Annotated in this window: 20 protein-coding genes; 13 read left to right on the forward strand and 7 right to left on the reverse strand. The window is 71.3% G+C overall.

The genetic code is table 11. The features are described from left to right. The first annotated feature begins 22 nt into the window (after nt 1-22). From ngcE to J2S57_RS27870, 5 genes are read left to right on the forward strand one after another with little or no spacing between them, the layout of a single operon-like run. The gene (gene ngcE / locus J2S57_RS27850) at nt 23-1414 is read left to right on the forward strand and encodes an N-acetylglucosamine/diacetylchitobiose ABC transporter substrate-binding protein (protein ID WP_307248388.1); all 1392 of its coding nucleotides are present in this window, start codon (nt 23-25) and stop codon (nt 1412-1414) included. A gap of 3 nt (nt 1415-1417) precedes the next feature. Further along, nucleotides 1418-2377 carry a carbohydrate ABC transporter permease gene (locus J2S57_RS27855; protein ID WP_307248391.1) on the forward strand — a complete coding sequence of 320 codons (960 nt, stop codon included), beginning with the start codon at nt 1418-1420 and terminating at the stop codon, nt 2375-2377. Next, entirely contained in the window at nt 2374-3270 is an 897-nt protein-coding gene (locus J2S57_RS27860; protein ID WP_307248393.1) for a carbohydrate ABC transporter permease, read from the forward strand. The genes J2S57_RS27855 and J2S57_RS27860 overlap by 4 nt, the downstream gene beginning before the upstream one ends. Beyond that, complete coding sequence (locus J2S57_RS27865) at nt 3267-4283, forward strand: N-acetylglucosamine kinase (protein ID WP_307248396.1); 1017 nt, start codon at nt 3267-3269, stop codon at nt 4281-4283. The genes J2S57_RS27860 and J2S57_RS27865 overlap by 4 nt, the downstream gene beginning before the upstream one ends. A gap of 11 nt (nt 4284-4294) precedes the next feature. Further along, nucleotides 4295-6259 carry a glycoside hydrolase family 20 protein gene (locus J2S57_RS27870; RefSeq protein ID WP_307248399.1) on the forward strand — a complete coding sequence of 655 codons (1965 nt, stop codon included), beginning with the start codon at nt 4295-4297 and terminating at the stop codon, nt 6257-6259. A gap of 4 nt (nt 6260-6263) precedes the next feature. Here J2S57_RS27870 and J2S57_RS27875 read toward each other — a convergent pair whose 3' ends face one another. After that, complete coding sequence (locus tag J2S57_RS27875; RefSeq protein ID WP_307248402.1) at nt 6264-7328, reverse strand: discoidin domain-containing protein; 1065 nt, start codon at nt 7326-7328, stop codon at nt 6264-6266. 269 nt (nt 7329-7597) lie between these two features. Further along, entirely contained in the window at nt 7598-8155 is a 558-nt protein-coding gene (locus J2S57_RS27880) for a hypothetical protein (RefSeq protein ID WP_307248405.1), read from the reverse strand. A gap of 268 nt (nt 8156-8423) precedes the next feature. On the opposite strand from J2S57_RS27880, the gene J2S57_RS27885 reads away from it, so the two are divergent. Together J2S57_RS27885 and J2S57_RS27890 are read left to right on the forward strand one after the other, a co-directional pair. Next, nucleotides 8424-9545 (forward strand): calcium:cation antiporter, encoded by a 1122-nt coding sequence (locus J2S57_RS27885; RefSeq protein ID WP_307248408.1) that lies wholly within the window; start codon nt 8424-8426, stop codon nt 9543-9545. Between the two features lie 36 nt (nt 9546-9581). Beyond that, nucleotides 9582-10091, forward strand: coding sequence for a DUF1990 domain-containing protein (locus J2S57_RS27890; RefSeq protein ID WP_307248410.1), 510 nt, complete (start codon nt 9582-9584; stop codon nt 10089-10091). Between the two features lie 59 nt (nt 10092-10150). Here the strand turns inward: J2S57_RS27890 and J2S57_RS27895 are convergent, their stop codons facing one another. Both J2S57_RS27895 and J2S57_RS27900 read right to left on the reverse strand, forming a co-directional pair. Beyond that, nucleotides 10151-10504, reverse strand: coding sequence for a metallopeptidase family protein (locus tag J2S57_RS27895; protein ID WP_370882510.1), 354 nt, complete (start codon nt 10502-10504; stop codon nt 10151-10153). A 47-nt stretch (nt 10505-10551) separates the two neighbouring features. Next, on the reverse strand, nt 10552-11079 hold the full coding sequence (locus J2S57_RS27900; RefSeq protein ID WP_307248414.1) for a MarR family winged helix-turn-helix transcriptional regulator: 528 nt from the start codon (nt 11077-11079) through the stop codon (nt 10552-10554). Between the two features lie 148 nt (nt 11080-11227). Here J2S57_RS27900 and J2S57_RS27905 point away from each other — a divergent pair, with 148 nt between their 5' ends. Genes J2S57_RS27905 through J2S57_RS27920 form a run of 4 tightly spaced genes read left to right on the forward strand, consistent with a single transcriptional unit; the run spans nt 11228 to nt 15936 of the window. Beyond that, complete coding sequence (locus J2S57_RS27905; protein WP_307248417.1) at nt 11228-12457, forward strand: acyl-CoA dehydrogenase family protein; 1230 nt, start codon at nt 11228-11230, stop codon at nt 12455-12457. A gap of 20 nt (nt 12458-12477) precedes the next feature. Beyond that, nucleotides 12478-13407 (forward strand): haloalkane dehalogenase, encoded by a 930-nt coding sequence (locus J2S57_RS27910; RefSeq protein ID WP_307248424.1) that lies wholly within the window; start codon nt 12478-12480, stop codon nt 13405-13407. After that, nucleotides 13407-14600 (forward strand): acyl-CoA dehydrogenase family protein, encoded by a 1194-nt coding sequence (locus J2S57_RS27915; RefSeq protein WP_307248427.1) that lies wholly within the window; start codon nt 13407-13409, stop codon nt 14598-14600. The genes J2S57_RS27910 and J2S57_RS27915 overlap by 1 nt, the downstream gene beginning before the upstream one ends. A 13-nt stretch (nt 14601-14613) precedes the next feature. Continuing rightward, entirely contained in the window at nt 14614-15936 is a 1323-nt protein-coding gene (locus J2S57_RS27920) for an LLM class flavin-dependent oxidoreductase (protein ID WP_307248430.1), read from the forward strand. 85 nt (nt 15937-16021) lie between these two features. On the opposite strand, the gene J2S57_RS27925 is transcribed toward J2S57_RS27920, so the two are convergent. From J2S57_RS27925 to J2S57_RS27935, 3 genes are all read right to left on the reverse strand, one after another. Then, nucleotides 16022-16216, reverse strand: a complete 195-nt coding sequence (locus J2S57_RS27925) for a hypothetical protein (RefSeq protein ID WP_307248434.1) — start codon at nt 16214-16216, stop codon at nt 16022-16024. A 169-nt stretch (nt 16217-16385) separates the two neighbouring features. Continuing rightward, nucleotides 16386-16931 carry a TetR/AcrR family transcriptional regulator gene (locus tag J2S57_RS27930; protein WP_307248437.1) on the reverse strand — a complete coding sequence of 182 codons (546 nt, stop codon included), beginning with the start codon at nt 16929-16931 and terminating at the stop codon, nt 16386-16388. Further along, entirely contained in the window at nt 16931-17440 is a 510-nt protein-coding gene (locus J2S57_RS27935; protein WP_370882511.1) for a nuclear transport factor 2 family protein, read from the reverse strand. Before J2S57_RS27935 ends, J2S57_RS27930 begins: the two co-directional genes overlap by 1 nt. Before the next feature lie 249 nt (nt 17441-17689). Between J2S57_RS27935 and J2S57_RS27940 the strand changes: the two genes are divergently transcribed. Next, nucleotides 17690-20572, forward strand: a complete 2883-nt coding sequence (locus tag J2S57_RS27940; protein ID WP_307248443.1) for an ABC transporter substrate-binding protein — start codon at nt 17690-17692, stop codon at nt 20570-20572. A gap of 162 nt (nt 20573-20734) precedes the next feature. Continuing rightward, nucleotides 20735-21517, forward strand: a complete 783-nt coding sequence (locus J2S57_RS27945; RefSeq protein WP_307248446.1) for a hypothetical protein — start codon at nt 20735-20737, stop codon at nt 21515-21517. Nucleotides 21518-21553 lie beyond the last annotated feature (36 nt).

Consider the following 21553-nt stretch of genomic DNA (forward strand, 5'->3'; position numbering starts at 1 on the left):
CTCGTTCGCGAAGGATCTGCCCATGTCCCAGCTCGACCGCCGTGGCTTCATCCGTCTCGCCGGTGCCGTCGGCCTCACCCTGCCGACCGGTATCGCCCTGGCCTCCTGCTCCTCCGGCTCGACCCCGGCCGCGAAGGGCGGCGCGGTCAGCGCCACCAACCCGTTCGGCGTCGCCTCCGGCAGTTCGGTGGACGCCGTCATCTTCGACGGCGGCTACGGCACCGACTACGTCACCACCGCCGCCGAGATCATGGCCAAGGCCGAGAACAAGGTCACGGCCAAGGTCACGCCCTCGACGCAGATCGCCACGCAGATGCAGCCGCGGTTCGTGGCGGGCAACCCGCCGGACCTGCTCGACAACTCCGGTGCCGACCTGATCGCCTTCAGCGCCCTGTCCGGCCAGGTCGAGGACCTGACCTCGGTGATCGACGCCCCCAACCTGGAGGGCACGACGATCCGCGACACCCTCTACGACGGCATGCTCAACGACACCACCATCGACGGCAAGCTGGTGGCGGTCAACTACTGCCTCACCCTGTACGGGATCTGGTACTCGGCCTCGCTGTTCGAGAAGAACGGCTGGAGCGTCCCGACGACCTGGGCCGAGACGCTCGAGCTGGGCGCGGCCGCCAAGGCGAAGAACCTGTACCTGTTCGGCTGGGGCAAGGAGGCGGCCACCTACTACCTGACGATGGCCATCGACTCGGCCATCAAGGAGGGCGGGCACGACGTCCGCATCGCGCTGGGCAACCTGGCCGAGGGCTGCTGGAGCCTGCCCGCCGTGCAGGCCACGCTGACCGCGATGGGCGAGGCGGTGTCGAAGGGCTACGTGCGCCCCGGTGGCGCCGGCACCCAGTTCACCGCGGCGCAGGCGCAGTGGAGCCAGAAGCAGGAGTTCGTGCTGTACCCCTCGGGCTCCTGGATCGAGAACGAGATGAAAGACCAGACGGCCAAGGACTTCCAGATGACGGGAGCCGCCACGCCCGCCGTCACCGCGCAGTCGAAGCTGCCCGCCACGGCCGTCCACGCGTCCGCCGGTGAGTCGTACTTCGTGCCGACGAAGGCGAAGAACGCGGCCGGCGGCAAGGAACTGCTGCGGGCCATGCTGTCGAAGGAGGCGGCGACCGCGTTCGCGGAGGCCAAACTGGCCTCGACCATCGTGAAGGACACCGTGCCGGAAGACGGGTTCGGCTCCACCGCCCTGGTCTCCCAGACCAAGATGATCGCGGCCGCCGCGGCCGACGCGTTCACCCACAACGTCATCGAGTTCTACGGCATGAACACCGACATGCTGGTGCTGTGGAACTCGTTCCTGGCCGGTGACTCCTCGGTCGCCGAGCTGACCGAGAAGATGCAGAAGCTGACCGACAAGGTGCGCGAGGACGACTCGGTCACCAAGGTCACGGTGAGCTGACTCGTGCTGCGTCGCCGACGGCTCGACCTGGACCGGGCGAGCCTGCTGATCGTGTTCCTGCTGCTGCCGTTCTCGCTGTACGCGGTGATGGTGCTGTGGCCCTTCGTGCAGGCGGTCTCGTACTCCCTGACCTCCTGGAGCGGGTTCAGCCCGGACAAGCCGTTCATCGGCCTGGACAACTACACCGAGCTGCTCGGCGACGAAACGTTCCGCACCGCGGTCCGCAACAGCCTCGTCCTCCTGGTGGTCCTGCCCATCGTGACCCTCGGCATCGCGTTCGCGTTCGCCGTGCTGGTCACGGTGGGCGGGCCCTCCGCCGGCGGCGTGCGCGGGGTGCGCGGCTCGGCCTTCTACCGGGTCGTGTCGTTCTTCCCCTACGTCATCCCGGCCATCGTGGTCGGCCTGGTCTGGGCCCAGGCCTACGACCCGAACAGCGGCCTGCTCAACGGCGTCCTGACCAACGCGGGCCTCGACCAGTTCGAGGCGTACGCCTGGCTCGGCGAGAAACGCACGGCCATGGCCGCGACCATCGGCGTCGCCGTCTGGGGCATGGTCGGCTTCTACATGGTGCTGTTCATCGCCGCGATCCAGGGCATCGACCGCGAGGTGCTCGAGGCCGCCCGCCTCGACGGGGCCGGGCGGGTGCGCATCTCCCGCTCGATCGTGGCGCCCTACCTGGCCGGCAGCGTGCGGGCCGCCTACATCTACATCGGCATCTTCGCCCTCGACTGCTTCGTCTACGTACAGGCGCTGAATTCCACCGGCGGGCCGGACAACTCGACCCTCGTCATCACCCAGCAGATCTACACCACGGCCTTCACCAAGGGTGACTTCGGCAAGGCCTGCGCCATGGGTGTCGTGCTCGCCCTGCTCACCTTCGCGTTCGTCGGGATCCTGCAGCTGGTCTCCCGGATCCGCTCCCGCGGCACCACCCCTGTCACACCCATGGGGGGTGTCCGATGAGCCAGACCACCATGACCCGACCCGCCGGCGAGACCCGGCGCGTCCCCCGTCGGCCCGCCGCGGGCAGCGGTGACCGCCGCGCCGCCGTCGCCTCCCACACCGTCCTGAGCGTGTGGTCGCTCGTCGTGCTCGTGCCTCTGCTCTGGACGGTCCTGCAGTCGTTCAAGACCTCGGCCGAGATCTTCGAGTCGCCGTTCGCCCTGCCCAGCCGCTGGTCGTTCGACAACTACGTCTCGGCCTGGACCACCGCCGGCATCGGCAGCTACTTCCTCAACACCGTGATCGTCGTCGGCTGCGCCCTGTTCCTGACCATGCTGCTGGGCTCCATGTCGGCGTACGCGCTGGCCCGGTTCGACTTCCCCGGCCGGGCCGTGGTGCGGCAGCTGATCCTGGCCGGCCTGACCTTCCCGATCTTCCTGGCCGTGGTGCCGCTGTTCTTCGTGCTGCAGGGAATGGGCCTGCTGGGAACGCTTCCCGGCCTGATCCTGACCTACACGGCGTTCGCGTACCCGTTCACCGTCTTCTTCCTCATCGCCTACTTCGAGGAACTGCCGGGGGAGATCGCCGAGGCCGCCGCGATCGACGGCGCCAGCGAGTGGCGCACGTTCTTCCAGATCATGCTGCCGATGGCCCGCCCGGGCATGGCCTCGGTCGCGATCCTCAACTTCGTCGGGCTCTGGAACCAGTTCCTGCTGCCCCTCGTGCTCAACACCGACCAGACGAAATGGGTCCTCACCCAGGGCATGGCGGCCTTCGCCTCGAGCGCCGGCTACTCCGTCGACTTCGGCGCCCTGTTCGCCGGGGCCGTCATGACCATCGTGCCCGTGCTCGTCGTCTACGTCGTCTTCCAGCGCAGGCTCCAGGGCTCGGTCGCCCAGGGAAGCCTCAAATGACCCCTGCGTTCCTGGGGATCGACGCGGGCGGCACCTCCACCCACGCCGTTCTCGTGCTCGGCGACGGCACCTGCGTGGCGCACGCCCGCCGGTCCGGCGGCAACCCCACGAGCAGGGGGCGTACGGACGCGCTGAACGCCATCGTCGAGGCCGCCCAGGACGCGCTCGGGCGGGCCTCGGTGACGCTGGGCGAACCCGTCGCGGTGAACGAATGCGTACTGGCCATGGCCGGGGAACCCGACAAGATCGACACCCCGGTCCTGGCCCGCGCCGTCGGCCTGACGGCCGGGTCGGTACACCTGGCCAGCGACGTCGAGGCCATGTACTTCAGCAGCGCCTGCGAACCCGAGGGCTCCGTGGTGGTCGCCGGCACCGGATCGGTGGCCGCCCGCCTGAGCAGCGGGGTGCTCACGCAGGCCGCCGGCGGTGCGGGGTGGCTGCTCGGGGACGGCGGATCCGGCTTCTGGATCGGCCGGAACGTCGTGCGGGCCGTGGTCGCGCAGCTGTCCGGGCTCGGCCCGGCCACCGGCATGACGCCGTCCGTGCTCGAGGCCTTCGGCGTCCCCGGCGACGCCGGCGCACCGGCCCGCCAGAAGCTGGAGGCACTCGTGCGGAGTGCCTACGCCCAGCCGCCCGTGCACCTGGCCCGGTTCGCGCCGATCGCCTTCGCCCTGGCCGATCACGACGACGCCGCCCGCCACCTCCTCGAACGGGCCGGCGAGCACCTGGCCGTGCTCGTCGAGCGCTTCCCCGGCGACGGGCCGCTCGTCCTCGGCGGATCCGTGGTCACGCGGGGATTCCTGCCCCGGCCCGGCCTGTCGGGCGCACTCGCGGCCGCGCTGCACGGGCGTGACGTGCGTACCGCCGAGAACGGCGGCGCCGGAGCGGCTTTCCTGGCACTCACCCGATCCGGGCCCGGCCTCAGCGTCGCCCGCCGCGCCGCCCACCGTGCCGGCCACCGCGCCGCCCACGCCCGGATCACGTCGACCCTGACCGACCGACCCCTACCGTAAGGACTCACCCCATGGGCCTGAGCACTCTGCGCGCGAGCCTCCTCGGCGCGGCAGTCGCCGTCGTCGTCGGGCTCACCGGGCTACCGGGAGCCGCCGCCCAGTCGTCCCCGGCCACCACCTTGTCCAGCACCCCGTCCAGCAGCGTGTCCAGCACCGTGCCCGGCACCGTCCCTGCCCTGACCGACTGGAAACCCGCGGCCGGACAGTACAACTGGACCACGACGTCCCGCATCGTCACCGACCGCGCCTCCGCCCCGGTGGCCCGGCGCCTCGCCGCGGACCTGAAGGACCGGCTCGGCCGCAAGGTCACCGTCACGACCGGCGGCCGGGCCCGCACCGGCGACGTGGTGCTCTCCCTCGACCGCCGCTCGGCGAAGACGCTCGGTGACGAGGGCTACCGGCTCGACGTGGGGGCCACCGTCGAGATCGAGGGTGCCACCGGCACCGGCACGTTCTACGGAACGCGCTCGCTGGTGCAGCTCCTGACCCGGTCACGCAGCATCCCGCGCGGCAGCAGCACCGACGTGCCGGCCTACCGCGAGCGGGGCGTCGGGGTCTGCGCCTGCCAGATCCAGGTCTCGACCGAGTGGTTCGAGCGCCTGATGACGGACATGTCGTACCTGAAGCTCAACCAGCTCTGGATCGAGACGAAGGTCGAGTCCGACGCCTACCCGGAGGCGAACTTCTGGGCCTACTACACCAAGGCCGAGGCGCGGCAGCTGCAGAAGTGGGCCGACGACAACCACATCCAGCTGGTGCTGGAGGTCAACTCGCCCGGGCACATGAGTCCCTGGCTGGCGAACTACCCTCAGCTGCAGCTGACGAACGCGGCCGGGGTGAAGCAGCCCGACCGGCTGGACATCACCCGGCCCGAGGCGCTGGAGTTCGTGACCACGCTGGCCGACGAGTACGCCGAGGTCTTCGACGACACGTACTGGCACATGGGCGCCGACGAGTACATGCTCGGCTCCGCGTTCGACCAGTACCCGCAGTTCCAGGCCTATCTCGACGCGCACCCGGAGCAGTACGGGACGGACGCGGTGCCCGAGGACGTGTACGTCGACTTCATCAACGCGGTCGCCGCGCACCTGCGTGAGCGCGGGCGCACCCTGCGGGTCTGGAACGACGGCATCCCGCTGAACGCGACCCACGAGCTCGACCGGGACATCGTGGTCGAGTACTGGGACGGGCGCACGTCCATGGTGCAGGCCCAGGAGATTGTCAGGCGCGGGTACGACCTCCAGAACGCCTCGTACTCGCTGTATCTCATCCGTAACGGCGGGTCGAACCCGATCAACGAGGAGTCGCTCTGGAACCAGGGCTGGACGCCGCGCCAGTTCGACGGCACCGACCCCACCCCGATCCAGGACGTCCCGGGCGGCGGCTCGGTGCGCGGCGCGAAGATCACGGCCTGGCCGGACTACTCGACCACCCAGACGGAGAACTCGGTGGAGCAGGACCTGTTCGCGGCGACGCGGTTCATCGCCGAGTCGACCTGGGCCTCGAAGCACGTGGTGGCGAGCTACGCCGAGTTCGCGGCGCTGTCGGCGGATCTGGGGCGCGCTCCCGCGTACGAGAACGTCGACTTCAGGCCGCTGCGCGACGGGTCGTACCGGATGAAGGTGCGCTCCGGCGCGGTCGGTGTGCAGGGGACGACGCTGACGACCGGTGCACGCGGTGAGACCTTCACGCTGAAGGCCACCGACGACGGCTACTACCGGCTGAGCACGAGTGCCGGGTCCTGCGTGCGGATGCAGGGCGGCAAGCTGTGGCTCGGGTCCCCGCTCGACGACAGGCTTCCGCTGTCGGTGGTGGCGACCTGCCAGGGCGACAACCTCGAGAAGTGGCAGATCAAGCCGGTTCCCGGTGGCTACCGGCTGATCAACGCGATCACGCAGATGCCGGTGACCGTGCTCGACGGGGTGCTGGTGCAGCGTCCGGCCGACCGGGCGGCGCCGGCGGTGTTCACGTTCTGATCCGTTACGAGGAGTAGACGGCCAGCTCCGAGACCTGCGCGGCCGGGTACCCGCTGCCTCCGGTGAACGTGAGCCGGAGGTAGCGGGTCTCGACCGGGGAGAACGAGATGGTGGCCGACGGCGTGAACCGGTAGGAGGAGCCACCCCTGAGGGTGCTGAACGAACTGCCGTCGGTGGAGCCCTTCACGGTCAGGCTCTGGGAGCGGGTCTGGGGTGCCGACAGCTCGACACGGGCCACGGTGACGGTGCGGCCCAGGTCGAGCGTGATCGAGTCCGGGTAACCGGCGGACGCCTCCCAGTAGGTGGCGAGGCTGCCGTCGGTAAGGGCGGCCGCGCTGGTGCCGGAGGCCTGGCTGCTGACACTCAGGCCGGCCGAGGCGGCGAGATTGCCGGTGGGGGTGCCGGGTTCGTCGGTGCCCGAGCCGCCCTCGTCACCGGAGCCGCCCTCGTCACCGGGGCTGCCCTCGCCGGAGTCGCCGGAGTCGCCGGAACCGTCGTTGTCGTCGTTTTCGGAACCGCCCGAACCGCCCGAGCCGCCCGAGCCGCCCGAGCCGCCGGAACTCTCAGAACCGCCGGGGCTGCCGGAACCGTTGGAGCCGGAGGTGGAGCCCGAACCCGAGCCGGTGCCGTCGTTGCCCGTGTCGTCGTTGCTCTCGTCCGCACCGGTGCCGGAATCGTTCCCGGAGCCCGACCCGTCGGCCGTGCCGCTTCCGTCACCCGCCAGATCGGCCGCGCCGCCCGAGGCGGCGGGGTCCGGAGATTCCTGACTCGTCCCCGGCGAGGGGGTGGGGGTGGACCGGCGGGAGGTGTTGGGCACCGAGACGTCCACCTGCAGGCCGTTGGAGGAGTAGTCCGTCATCGCGGAGCGGGTCGTCCACAGCACGGTGCCCACGGCGGTGGCCAGCACGACGACCACCGTGGCGGCCGCCCAGACGGCCCGGTTCACCCCGAACGGACCGGGTCGCTCCTCGCGGTAGGGGACACCGAGGTCGTGGACGTCGAGGTCGTCGTCCCCGCCGTCGGAGATCGGTTCGGCTGACGGATGCGGAGGGCCGTCGGTGCTGTCCACGCGGAGACTCCGGGAACGTCAGGGCGCGGCCGGTATGACCCGCCGGGGCGCACATCCTACATATGGAGCCTATCGGGCAGACAGGGCAGACAGGGCAGGCAGGGTCGGCAGGGCAGGCAGGGGCGGCGGGGCAGGCAGGGGCGGCGGGGCAGGCGATGCAGACAGGGCAGACAGGGCAGGCAAGGTGGGCCGGGCAAGGCGGGCCGGGCAAGGCGGGCCGGGCAAGGCAGGCCGGGCAAGGCGGGGCCGGCTCGCGGGAAAGGCCGGGTTCAGCTCGCGCGGGCGCCGAGGTCGCGTCGGCCGGCCGGGTCGTTCCGGGGGACGGGCGCGAGGCGGGGGGCCGGAGTGCGGCGGGGGGCCTGGTCGCGCCGGGACGCCGGGCGGGTCTCGGGCGGGAGGCCCGCGTCGCGGGCCGGCCAGGTCACGCCGAGCGCCTCGAGGGTGGCCCGCAGTTCCTGTGCGGTGCGGGGTGTGGGCACGCTGCTGTCACCGGCGTGCTCCTCGCCGCTGAGCAGTTCGCGGGTGGTGGTGCCGGGCTCGACGGTCGGCAGCACCATCACCGGCACACCGCGGGTGGCCGGGTCGGCGCGCACGTGGATGACCAGGTCGAAGCCGTTCATGTCCGGCGTGGTGAGGTCGAGCATGATCAAAGCCGGTGGGCGGGAAGGCCTTCCGGCGTCGGGTCGCAGGAGGTCACGAGCCTGGGCCGAGGTGCGGGCCACGGCGACGGGGAGGTCGTTGCCCTGGGCGAGCAGCCGGCGGCGGGTCGCGGCGATGATCTCGTCGTCGTCGCTGACCAGAAGGATCGCGCTGGTGTCGAGGTACACGGGGCGGCTCCTTCCGCGTGGCGGGTCTGGATGTGGCAACTCTGGCACCCGTCGCGGGGCTCGCATCCGCAGATGTGACGTGCGGCCCGTGGTTCCCGGACCGGGACATGGTCTCGGTCACGACGGCGGAAGATCATCCGGTGCAGATGATTACGGTGCGGACCGTCTGCCGGATATGCGCCCGGCGCGCCAAAGGTTGCCCTGGATAACAAATATCGGACATGACCCCCGGCGCGCAGCACCGCACGGCAGTCGATAGGTTGTGACCATGAGCGACCTTACCGTCCGTGACCGTTTGCGGTGGCCGCTGCTCACCCCTGTCGCGGCTGCCGTGGTGCTGATCGTGACCTGGTTCCAGCACGACCACTGGATAGCCCTGACCATCGTGACGATCGCGCTGATCGCCTCGATCGTCGCCGCCGTGCACCACGCCGAGGTGGTGGCCCACAAGGTGGGTGAGCCCTTCGGCTCGCTGATCCTGGCCGTCGCGGTGACCATCATCGAGGTCGCCCTGATCGTGCTGCTGATGACCAGCGGCGGGTCGGGCGCCAGTACCTACGCCCGGGACACGGTTTTCGCGGCCGTCATGATCACGTTCAACGGAATCGTGGGCCTGTCACTGCTTCTCGGGGCGCGCAAGCACCACATCGTGAGTTTCAACGCCTCCGGCACCGGCTCGGCCGTCACCACCGTGATCGCGCTGGCCGGAGTGGCGCTGGTGCTGCCCAGTTTCACCACGTCGGCGGCCGGGCGGGAGTACTCCCCGTCGCAGCTGGCGTTCGCGGCGGTGGCCTCGCTGGCGCTGTACGGGGCCTTCGTGTTCACCCAGACCATCCGCCACCGTGACTTCTTCCTGCCGGTCTCCAGTGACGAGACCGGCAAGGTCACCGGCCTGCTCGACCTCGACGAAGACGGTCACGCCGACCCGCCGCCGGCCCGGGAGGCCTGGATCAGCCTCGGCCTGCTGGTCGTGTCCCTGGTGGCGGTGGTCGGTCTGGCCAAGCTGCTGACCCCCACGATCGAAGACGTCGTCAGCGACCTGGGCCTGCCCTACGCCGTCGTCGGTGTCGTGATCGCCCTGTTCGTGCTGGCGCCCGAGTCGATCGCCGCGGCCCGCAACGCCGCCCGCGACCGGGTGCAGCTCAGCCTGAACCTGGCCTACGGCTCGGCGATGGCCTCGATCGGCCTGACCATCCCGGCCGTGGCGCTGGCCATGATCTGGCTGTCCGGCCCGCTGGAGCTGGGGCTCGAGCCCACCCAGATGATCCTGTTCGCGCTCACCGTCGTGGTCACCGCGTTCACCGTGGTGCAGGGCCGGGCCTACACGCTGCAGGGTTTCGTGCACCTGACACTGCTCGGGGCCTGGCTGTTCCTGACGATCCAGCCCTGATCATCGGGTCCGGCTGCGCCCTGGCACCATTCGGGCATGCAGCCGGACCTGAACTACGACGTCCCCGGGGCGACCGCCCCGGCCGAGCCCCGCTGGACCACCCGGCGGCACGCTGGTTATCGGGACTTCGAGCGCACCGTGCGCCTGGGGGACGGGGACGAGTACTGGGAGACGGCGTCCCGGGCCCTGCTGGCCTGGGGCGTCAAGACCCGCAGCGGCTTCTCGGTGCAGCCGCCCGAGCCGGTGAAGACCGGTCGGGGATACTGGCTGATCGCCCGTCTGGGTCCCCTGAGGGTGCGAGAACCGGTGCGGGTCGTCGCCGTGGTCGATCGCCCCGACCGCCGCGGGTTCGCCTACGGCACCCGGCCCGGTCACCCGGTCAGCGGTGAGGAGGCCTTCGTGCTCCACCGTCACGACGACGGCTCGGTCTGGCTCACGCTCCGCTCACTCACCCGGGCCCCGGACGGTGCGTGGCGTCTGGCCTTCCCGATCGCCCTGCTGGCCCAGCGCGTCTACCGGTGGCGCTACCGGCGGGCCCTGGTCTGAGCCCCAGCCCCAGCGCACCCCAGAGCCCACCCCAGAGCCCACCCCAGCCCCGCGCCGGCTCAGCCCCAGCCCAGCGCGTGCAGGCGCTCCTCGTCGATGCCGAAGTGGTGGGCGACCTCGTGCCGCACCGTGATGCGCACCTCCTCGGCCACCTCCTGGGCGGTGTCGCAGATCTCCAGCGTGGGGTTACGGAAGATCAGGATCCGGTCGGGCAGGCTGCCCGCGGCCCACCAGTCGCCGCGCTCGGTCAGGGGTGTGCCCTCGTAGAGGCCCAGGAGCTTGGGGTCGTCGTCGGGGGCCTCGTCCTCCACGAGCACCACGACGTTCCGCATCTCGCGCGTCAGCGCCGGGGGGATCTCGTCCAGGGCCAGCGACACCAGCTGCTCGAAGTCCGCGCGCGTCATCTCCACCACGACGTCAGTCTCCCAGCCGTGCCCAGGGCCGGTTCCGTGAGTCCCGCCTACTGCCGGGCACCCGTGACGCCGTCGGGGCCCGGCCGCACGTGGCGGTCGGCGAAGTCGTCGTCCTGGGTGAGCTCGACCGCGAGGGTGCGGGTGAGGCGGTCGATGGTGGACGCGAGGGTCGCCAGTTCGTCGGCCCGCCAGTCGCGGAAGGTCTGCCGGAGCGTCTCGACGCGGGCCTCGCGCACCGCCTCGACCCGGGCGCGGCCCGCGTCGGTGAGCGTGATGAACACGGTGCGGTGGGCGTCGGGACGCCGGTCGCGGCGCACCAGGCCGGCGTCGGCGAGCGGGGCGACGCGGCGGGTGGCGGTGGAGGGCGTGATGTCGAGCCGTTCCGCGATCTCGCCCATCGTGAGGGTGGCGCCGTCGGTCAGGCTGGACAGGAGCAGGAACGCGGTGCGGTCGAGCATCGGGCCGTCACCGGCCTCACCGCGGTGGAAGCGGTGGAACTCCCCGAGCCGGATGAGCCAGGCGATGGATTCCTGGATGCGGGCGAGATCGGAGTCGACCGAGGGCGGCGTTCCCATGTGCTCATCGTGCCGGACGGGCGGGCCCGGGGAGTGGGCGCGGCCCGGAAAACACAGCCACTAAGTCTATTGATTGCGTAGGGAATGCTGGTAGCTTCATTTTCACCGCGCAAATGACGGTGAACGACGGACCTGCGGAGGACATGACGTGACCAGCCGATCAGGCGTGGCCGAGGCCGGGACCGGCTCTGGCCCCGACCCGGGAACCGGCCCGGGCCTTGCCGGCGTGCTCGGGGAACTGGAGGCCGGCGCCGCCCGGCGTGAGGCCGCCACCGAGCGCCCGCACGAGGTCGTCGACCGGCTGCGGGCGGCGGGCTTCCTGACGCTGCGGGTGCCGGGCGAGCACGGTGGGCAGGACGCGAGCCTGCGCGAGGTGTTCGGCGCGCTGATCGACGTGGCCCGGGCCGACTCCAGCGTGGCGCAGGCGCTGCGGGCGCACTTCGCCTACGTCGAGGGTCTGCGGTTCACCCCGGACGGGCCCGGCCGCGACGGGGCCTACGCGGCGATCGCCGCCGGTGGCGTGATCGGGAACGCGATCACCGAGCCCACGGGGGCGGCCGCCGGTGACTTCGCCGCTCTGGCGACGACTTTCGTCCGCACCCCCGAGGGCTGGGCGATCACCGGCACCAAGTTCTACTCGACCGGCACGCTGTACGCCGATCGGGTGTGGGTGTGGGGCGTCACCGACGACGGCGTGCCCGCCAGCGCCCTGATCCCGCTCGACCGGCCGGGCATCACGGTCGTCGACGACTGGGACGGCTTCGGCCAGCGGGCCAGCGGCAGCGGCACCACCCGGTTCGAGAACACCCCGGCCACGGCCGAGGAGGTCGTCGTGGCCGGGGCCGAGCCGCCGCCGCGCCTGGCGATCGGCGCGTTCCTGCAGCTGTGGCTCACCGCGGTGGTGGCGGGCAACCTGGAGGCGGTGAGTCACGACGCCCAGGCCCTGCTGCGCGGCCGCACCCGCGGCATCACGCACGGCACGAGCGACCTGCCCCGGCACGACCCGGTGCTGCTGCAGCAGGCCGGTGACATCGCGAGCAAGGCCTGGACGGCCCGGGCCGTCGTGCTCGACGCGGCCTCACTCCTCGACGACGTCGACGCCCGGCTGCACGCGGGCCAGTTCGACGGGGTCGCCGCGCAGGAGGCGGGCCGCCGGGTCGCGGAGGCCAAGATCTCCGTCGACCGTCTGGCCCTCGACGCGGCGAGCGCCCTGTTCGAGGTGGGGGGCGCGTCCGCGACCCGTACCGGCGCCAACCTGGACCGGCACTGGCGCAACATCCGCACGCTCGCCTCGCACAACTCCACCCGGCTGAAGGCGCGGGTCATCGGCGACCACCTGGTCAACGGCACCGACCTGCCCGACAACACCTACTTCTGATCCACCGAGGAGCCTTTCCGATGAGCCTTCCGTCGAGCCTTCCGTCGAGCAGGAACACCATTCCCACCGGGGCTTTCGGCCCGGACGCCCGCAGCGTCGACGTCCCCGTCCTCGACTCCCACATCCACCACGTCGAGAGCGGGTCGGGTTCCCCGATCGTCTTCCTCCACGGAAGCCCGACGAGTTCCTTCCTCTACCGCCACGTCTTCAGGCTTCTCGAGAACCGGGGCCGCCTGCTGGCCCCCGACCTGATCGGCTTCGGCGACTCCGGCCGACCGGACATCGCCTACGAGCTCGCCGATCACGAGCGCTATCTCGACGCCTGGTTCGACGCCCTCGACCTGCGTGACGTGACGCTCGTGCTGCAGGACTACGGCGCGGCGTTCGGCGTGTCCTGGGCCGCCCGCCACCCCGAGCGGGTGCGTGCGGTGCTGCTGGCCGAGCCGGTCATCCGGGACATCGAATCGTCCGCGCTGCCGGAGGCCTTCGTCGGCGCGCAGCAGCTGATCCGTACGCCCGGCGACGGTGAGAAGTTCGTGGTCGACGACAACGGCTTCATGGAGCAGGTCTTCCCGGGGGCGTTCCTGCAGCCGCTGGCGCCCGAGGACCTGGCCGTCTACCAGGCCCCGTTCCCGACGCCCGAGTCCCGTGCACACCTCATCCGGTTCCCGCGCAACCTGCCGATCGACGGTGTCCCGGCCTCGAGCGTCGCGTTCCTCGCGCGTAACGAGGAGTGGCTCAGGACGTCGGCCGGCGTGCCCAAGACGCTGCTCACCTACGAGCCCGGCTTCCTGCTCACGCCCACGATCGAGGCCTGGATCCGCGAGAACGTCGCGAGCATCGAGGTGTTCGCGGGCGGCGCCGGGGTGCACTTCGTGCAGGAGGAGCAACCGCAGGGGCTTGCGGACGCGGTGGTCGCCCTGCTCGAGCGCGCCGGGTCGGTGGGCTGATGGCTGCCGTCACACCGGGTTCGGCCGAGCTGGACGCCCTGATCGCGCGCATCGCCGAGGGATCCGCCCGGCGGGAGGCCGAGGCAACCGCGCCGTTCGAGCAGATCGCCTGGATCAAGGAGGCGCGGCTGGGCGCCTTCCGCCTGCCGGTCGCCGAGGGCGGCGGCGGGGCGGGCGTCCGCGAGCTGTTCGACCTGGTGATCCGCCTCGCTCACGCCGACTCGAACATCGGCCACCTGCTGCGGGCCCACTTCGGCACCGTGGAAGACATCCTCACCTGGCCGGCCTCACCGCGCCGCGAGCGCTGGCGGGCCCGGATCGCCGCCGGGGAACTGTTCGGCAACGGCAACAACGAGCTGGGCGCCAAGCACGCGGGTGACTTCAGCAAGTCGACGACGTTCACGCCCGACGGCGACTCGTACGTGGTGAACGGCACCAAGTACTACTCGACCGGCACCCTGTACGCCGACCACACCTTCGTGACCGGCGTGACCCCGGAGGGTCTTCCGGTGCAGGCGCTGCTGACGCTGGGCACCGAGGGCATCACGGTCGAGGACGACTGGGACGGCTTCGGTCAGTCCCTCACCGCCACCGGGACGACCCGTTTCGAGGGCGCTCGCGTTCCTGCGCAGGAGGTGACGCTGCCACCGGCCGACCTCAGCTCGATCCCGCGCTGGCACCTCGGCCCGTTCTACCAGCACTACCTCAACGCGGTGGTGGCCGGGAACGTCCGCTCGGTGCTCGACGACGCGGTGGGCCTGATCAGCGGCCGGAAGCGGAGTTTCACCCACGGATCGGCCGATCTGCCCAGGCACGACCCGGTGCTGCAGGAAGTCGTCGGGGAGATCGCGGCGTCGTCCTCGGCGGCCACCGCCGTCGTCCTCGAGACCGCCGACGTGCTCTCGCGCGTCCCTCATTCCCTGAACGACGCACGCACCGACGACGCCGTCGTGCACGAGGCGGCCCTGCGCGCCTCGCAGGCCCAGGTGGCCGTGCACGATCTTGGGTTGCGCGCCGCGACGCTGCTTTTCGAGGTCGGTGGGGCGTCGGCGGTGAAGCGCTCGGCGAACCTGGACCGGCACTGGCGCAACATCCGCACGGTCGTGTCGCACAACCCGGTGCGGTTCAAGAACCGGGCGATCGGTGACCTGCTGGTCAACGACGTGACCCTGCCCGACAACACGTACTTCTGATCGGGGAATCCGCGTGACCCGCCAGCTCCACCTGAATCTGTTCATCCTGGCCTCCGGGCATCACGAGGCGGCGTGGAGGCATGAGTCCTCCACGCCGGGGCGGATGTTCGATCCGGACTTCTACACCGGCCTGGCCCGGACGGCCGAGGCCGCGGCGTTCGACGCGGTGTTCCTGGCCGACATCCCCAAGCTCGACGACAACATCGAGTTCAACTCGGCCGGGCGGCTCGACCCGATGATCACCCTGGCGACCATCGCCGCGGCGACGGAGCGGATCGGGCTGATCGGCACCGCGTCCACCACCTACTCCCACCCCTGGCAGCTGGCCCGCGCGTTCTCGAGCCTCGACCACCTGTCGCGGGGACGGGCCGGCTGGAACATCGTCACGACCGACTCCCCGGCCGCGGCCCGCAACTTCGGCCTGGACGGGAACCCGGACGCGGCGACCCGTTACGAGCGCGCCGACGAGTACGTGGACGCGGTGCTCAAGCTCTGGGACAGCTGGCAGGACGACGCGATCCGCCTCGACCGCGCGGCAGGCCGCTACCTCGACCCCTCGCGGATCCACCAGCCGTTGATCGACAGTGCCCATGTGAAGGTCGCGGGAGCGCTGACCACGCCCCGCCCGCCGCAGGGCTACCCGGTGCTGGTGCAGGCCGGATCGTCCAACCACGGGCGGGCTTTCGCGGCCAAGTACGCCGAGGCCATCTTCACCGCACAGCAGCACATCGACGACGCCCTGGCCTTCTGCGCCGACGTGAAGGGCCGGGCCGCGGCCCGGGGCCGCAATCCCGAGCACCTGAAGATCCTGCCCGGCCTGAGCCCGGTCATCGGGGGGACCGAGGAGGAGGCGCTGCGTCTGCAGGCCGAGCTGAACGAGCTCACCGTGCCGGCGTTCGGGCTGATGCAGCTCAAGGACTTCGCCTACGTCGACCTGGACCACCTCGACCTCGACGAGCGGGTGCCCGAGGAGGCGTTCGCCGGGGCCGGTGACGTGACCGACAACCTCAAGAGCCGCACCCAGGTCTACGCCGACATCGTGCGCCGCGAGAAGCCGACGCTGCGCGAGCTCCTGCACAAGCTCGCGGGGGCCCGGGGCCACAAGGTGCTGGCGGGCACCCCCGAGCAGATCGCCGACCACGTGGAGCTCTGGTTCACCCGGGGCGCGGCCGACGGCTTCAACGTCATGCCGCCGTCACTGCCGGCCGGGCTGGACGCGTTCACCGAGACGGTCGTGCCGATCCTGCGCGCGCGGGGCCTGTTCCGCGAGGGCTACACCGGCACGACGTTCCGCGAGCACCTGGGCCTGCCCCGGCCCGCGAACCAGTACGTCTGACCGCGCGGTTCGCCGGGACCGGGTGGCGGGGGTGCGCCCTGAGCGCACGGATGCCACCCGATCCGGGCGGGCCCGACGGCCCGGATCACCCGAAGCTGTGGTCGGCGTACCAGCGCACGAACCCGATGGCGCCCATCACCACCACGACACCGACCACCACGGCCACGGCGATCAGGCCGCTGCCGGCGGCCAGGCCCAGCGCGAGGCGCTTGTGGCCGTCCGGCTCGGGTTCCGGCGCGGGAGCCATCGGCACCAGGTCACGCGGTTCGGACTCGGTCACGGTTGCCTCCAGGGCGACGAGGGGTGGTTGTTCGGGATATGGACGCTGTGCCCGGTCTGCCGGTTGCATCCCGGGGGACATCATCTCCTGAGGGTGACCCTGCGTCGCAGGCCGTGCGCGTCCGTGAGGGGCGCCGTGGTCACGACACCCCTCACGCACACGGCGCTCCTCACCCGGCCCGACCGCGGACCAGGAGGGTCAGCGCCCGGGTGATCGTGCCGTGCAGCACCTGCGGATCGTCCAGGGCCCGGGCCAGCACCAGCGCTCCCTGCACCGTCGCGACGAAGTCGGTGGCGTCGTCCCTCGGCACGCTCTCGCCCAGGGCGTCGATCCACCCGGTGAAGTACGCCGCGATGCGCTCGCCGAAGCGCTCGCGTTCCTGACCGAGCGCGAACGCGCCGAACAGGCAGACCAGGTGCCGCGAGGTGAAGTAGTCCTCGACGGCCCCGGTCATGCCCTGCAGGCGCTCGGGCACCGGGACCTCACCGTCGCGCAGCGGCTCGTAGACGTTCACCCGGAACCATGCGTCCACCTCGTCCAGCACCGCGAGCGCCATCTCCTCCTTCCCGCCGGGAAAGAAGTTGTACAGGCTGCCCTTTCCCAGTCCGGTGTGCTGGGTGAGCACGGCCAGGCTGGCTCCCTCGTAGCCGTGCCGGCGGAACGCCTCGGCCAGGGCCGGGAGGGCGTCAGCGCGTTCGGTGACGGTGCGGGCCACTACAGGCCCAGGTCGGACAGGCCCGGGTGGTCGGCGGGGCGCGGGCCGGAGAGGTCCCAGAAGAACATGCGCTGCGCCTCGGTGATCTCCAGGTCGTTGATGCTGGCGTGCCGTTCGGCCATCAGGCCCTCGGCGTCGAACTGCCAGTTCTCGTTGCCGTAGGCGCGGAACCACTGCCCGGCCTCCGAGCGCCACTCGTAGGCGAAGCGCACGGCGATCCGGTCGCCGCTGTGGGCCCAGAGTTCTTTGATGAGGCGGTATTCGTGCTCTGCGGCCCATTTGGTGGTGAGGAAGCCGACGATGGACGCGCGTCCGGTCAGGAACGTCGAACGGTTGCGCCAGCGGCTGTCGGGGGTGTATGCGAGGGAGACGCGCTCGGGGTCGCGGCTGTTCCACGCGTCCTCGGCGAGACGGACCTTCTCGACGGCGGTTTCGTGGGTGAACGGGGGCAGGGGCGGACGGGACACGGTTCCTCCGGAGGTTGTCGGTGTACTGAAAGGTACAGGCATTTACCGAACGGTACAAGGGGTTGAGGATCTGCTGGGTCATCCGACGAATGGCGGCCGGTGGGCGGTCCGGGTGGCCGGAAACATTTCTGTTCCAGGATGTATCACTCCGGGTACGCGGGACATCACCCAGCGGTATCGTCGGGCCACGGGAGGGTTGCCGGTCCGTCGACGCGGTGATCCAGGGAATTCGGGGGGATCGTGGACAGCGGTCGGTCAGCGGGATCCGGCGGGAAACCGGACAGGATGCCGGTGTTCAAGGGGGCTCGCCAGCTCCTGGAATGCCTGGAACGGCTGATCCAGCGGCCTCGCCGGCACGAGGCCCCGGTGCTCCGCGGGCGCCCCGGCCCGGTGCCCGGCGTCCCCCTCGTCTGCCTGAAACGCGCCGACGACTCCGGCGCCCTCGTCGACGGCCTGGCCCGCTACCTCAAGCACGCCGAACCCCGCCGCGTGCCGCACGCCGTGCACCGCGAGACCGCGGCCGCGCCCACCGCCTCCACCGATCCGGCCGACCTGATCGCCGACCTGCTCCTGCCGATCGCCCGCGACCTGGCCGGCGGCGCCAACACGGTCAACGGCCGCGTGCGCTTCAGCCGGTTCGGCCTGGTGCACTGGCTGATCCGGCAGGATCTCGGCACCGACCGCCTCGACCCGCACGCCGTGCTCTTCCAGCGCCTGCGCGAACGTGACCTCGGCTGGTCGAAGTACACCACCCTGTTCTCCGACGAGGCCCCCGAACTGCTCGAGGCCCCGGTGGTGCGCTGGGCCCGGCTCGCCCGCGTCGTGCCGCCCCTGTGGTTCCGGGTGCGCCTGGGGGCCGGTCTGCCCGGTGTCGGCCGCGAGTACCGCTGGCTCCTGCGTCAGCCCTACCTCGACCCGCACAGTCCCGGCACCGTGCTCGGTTTCGCCGAACGCCTCACCCTCGAGCAGCGTCGCGACGAAGACCCCACCGACATCGCCCGCCTGCTCGTGCTGGCCTTCCTGACCGACCTCGCACACGCCTACCGCCGCCGGTTCTGGCGGGCCCGCGGCGCCCGGCGCACCAGCTACCCGGTCGTCCTGCTCGACGGCACCGGCGACGCCACCGGCCACGCCCAGCTCCTGCACCTCGTCAGCGAGGTCCGCAGTCACCCCCGGCACGCCTTCGACCCCCTCGTCCTGGTCGCCGCCGCGCAGGCCTTCCCGCCCGAGGCCACCCGCGGCGACGGTCAGCACAGCGCCGTCGTGCGCTGGGCCGCGTCCGAGGCCATCGACGGCTACGAGGCCTGGTGCCGCCGACCCGACCGCCCCGCCCGCACCCGCACCGACTGGTACCTGCCGGTCAGCATCCCGTCCGTCGAGCCGAAACCCGCCGCCGGCGCCGACGACGAGCAGTACGCCGCCCTGGCGCACGCCGCCGGCAACGCCCGGCGCTTCGAGGTCGCCGCGGCACCGCTGTGGGCCCGGCCCGCCGTCGCCCCGGTGATCGCCGCCGCGCTCGCCGTCGCGGTCCTGACCGGCGCGACCGCGGCCGGTGTCCCCGGTGTGCCGCAGGCTTTCGAGCTGCTCAGGCCCGGCCCGGGCGGGCCGGCGGCCACGGCCGGCCCCGCTGTGCTCCCCGCGGGGACCCCGACGCCGGGCTCCGCACCGGGCCCCTCGGGCCGGCCGGCGAAGAGCCAGCCGGCGCTGGACCCGAAGAAGGAGGGCCTGCCGGACTGCGTCAGCGACGAGACCGCGGGCCGGTTCGTGGAACTGGCCCGCGACGCGAACGGGGCGGTCTCGTGCATCGGGGTGGCGGGTCAGATCGGGGTGTTCGCCGAGAGCCGGGCCGGTATCTCCGAACTCGACGAGAAGTTCGCACAGATCAACGCCGAGGCCGACCGCCATCACCGGGAGGCACCGTCCCGCCGGGTCATCACGCTGGTCTACGTCAGTTCGTTCCTGGGCAATCAGCTCGACGACCCGGTCTCGCAGAAACTCGAGTCCGTGGGCTTCTTCTCCGCCGCGGCCGACTACAACCGGCAGCGTCAGGGCGATTCCAAGCCGATCGTCAAGGTGCTGTTCGCCAACGGGGGCGACGACCTGAGCCTGCACTCGCTGCTCGCCACCCAGCTCGAGAAGGCGCGGGACAAGGGCCGGCTCACCGCGGTGGTGGGTCTGGACGGCAGCACGGTGGCCACCCAGGAGCTGATCCAGGAACTCTCCGTGCGGCGGATACCGGTGGTCTCGGCGACGCTCACCGCCGACGGGCTGGGCAACGGCGCCGACAGCTACTTCTTCGTCGCCGCGCAGAACGCCGAGCAGGCGAGGCTCATCGGCCAGTACGCCCAGGAATGGTCCGCCGAGCGCATGCGGATCACGAAGGTGGTCGCCCCTCCCCGGGAGGTGGCGATCGTGTGCCCGGCCGACGGGAGCAACCTGTGGAGCAAGAGCCTGCTGGCCCGTCTGCGGGAGGAGTTCGGGAACCTCGGCTGGAACGTGGCCGTGTACGCGTACGTGCCCGACGACTACGACTCGGCGGGCGGGAACACCCCGGAGGCGATCCACGAGGCGTGCGGTGACGACGCCCGCTTCGACGAGAAGAACTCCGAGCCGGACGACGTGGCCAAGCAGCTGCGGGGCACACCGAACCGGCTGGTCGTGTTCGCCGGCCGGTGGCAGCCCTTCAACCTGTTCCTGAAGATCCGGGACTTCGACCTGCAGGTCATCGCCGCGGACGACGTGTCGAGTGCGGTGGCACGCCGGTACGAGAACCCGGAGATCGACAACCGCACCTTCTCGTACGTGTCGCTGTCCTACTGCGGTGAGGGGGCCAGGGCCGAGAAGATGCCCTACGACGGGTATCTCAAGCTCGGTGACCTCGACGGCATCAACGCCCGCATCGACAGCCACGCCCCGCTGGCCCTGGCGGCGGCCCAGTCGGTGATCGACGCGGCCGCGGCGGCGCTGAAGGCCGGGCAGGAGCCGACTCCCGAGCAGGTGATGGCTCAGCTGAAGATCATGTCCCAGGACTTCGGGGGCCTCCCCGGGGCGCTCGACCCGGAGGAGGCCCTGGGGGACAAGGACATCTGCCGGATCAGCGTTCTGCAGGCCCGCGCCGACCGCCACGTCCAGGCCGACCCGCTCATGGAGCGCCGACGCAGCCGTCTCGAGTGAGACTGTCCCGTCCGCGCCCGCGTTCACGCGGGACAGCGCGGGGCAGCGCGGGGCAGCGCGGGGACGGGGCCGATTCGGGGAACCCCAGAGGCTCTTGTTCCTGGCCTCGGGACCGATAGTCAGGAGGCAGCCCTCTGAGGCCTTCGGAAAGGGGTCGGTCCGATGCTCACCAGCGCCACGCGTTCCAGCAGTTCGCACGACCACCCGGCTCGCCCCGCCTCACCGCACGCGACACCGGTCCTGCCGGGCTCGCGGGCGGCCGCGGCGAACGTCCAGGAGCTGCGGCGGATCGCCATGAACGCCTCCGTGTCCGGCATCGTGCTGCGGCGCCAACTCGAGACCTATGAACCGGGGCACAACCGGTACACGAATCGGCAGATCGCGACCTTCGTCGAGGAGCTGCCGGGGGGCCAGACCCCGGCCGAGGCGGTGGCGCTGTTCCGGGCGCGGTTCCCCTACCAGGTCCACGACGATCTGGCCCGGATGCGGCGGATGCTGCGGGGGCTGCCCGATCGTGGCACGCCCCGGCCTGATCCGGCGGTGCCGGTGTTCAGGGCGTCCTTCGACGGTCACCTGACCGGCGCCGACTTCGCCAACGGAGGCGCCGGATATCACGTCTACCGGGCCCAGACGCTGCCTGCGGGGGTGGCGGCGGTGAATCCCGACCCCGCCTACGACGAGGGCGCGTACATCGGGAACGTCACCCGGGCACACGGGCCCCCGGTGCGGTCCACGTTCTTCCCCGACAGCTGGGACGTCGCGCGGGTGCGCCGCGAGATCGTCGACCACTGGCTGACCCTGAGGAACGTCCACGGCATCGTCCACGTGGTCCGACGAGGGGCCAATCGCGTGGCCATCGGCGTGAACATCGTCGACGGGCAGATCGTCTCGGCATTCCCGGCCCACCGGGGAGCGGGCGGACGCTGGAGCACCGAGCCGCCGTGATCGAGGTGGATCCGCTCCGGAGCGGACCTGATCGCG

It is taken from the genome of Kineosporia succinea (assembly GCF_030811555.1).
Classification (GTDB): domain Bacteria; phylum Actinomycetota; class Actinomycetes; order Actinomycetales; family Kineosporiaceae; genus Kineosporia; species Kineosporia succinea.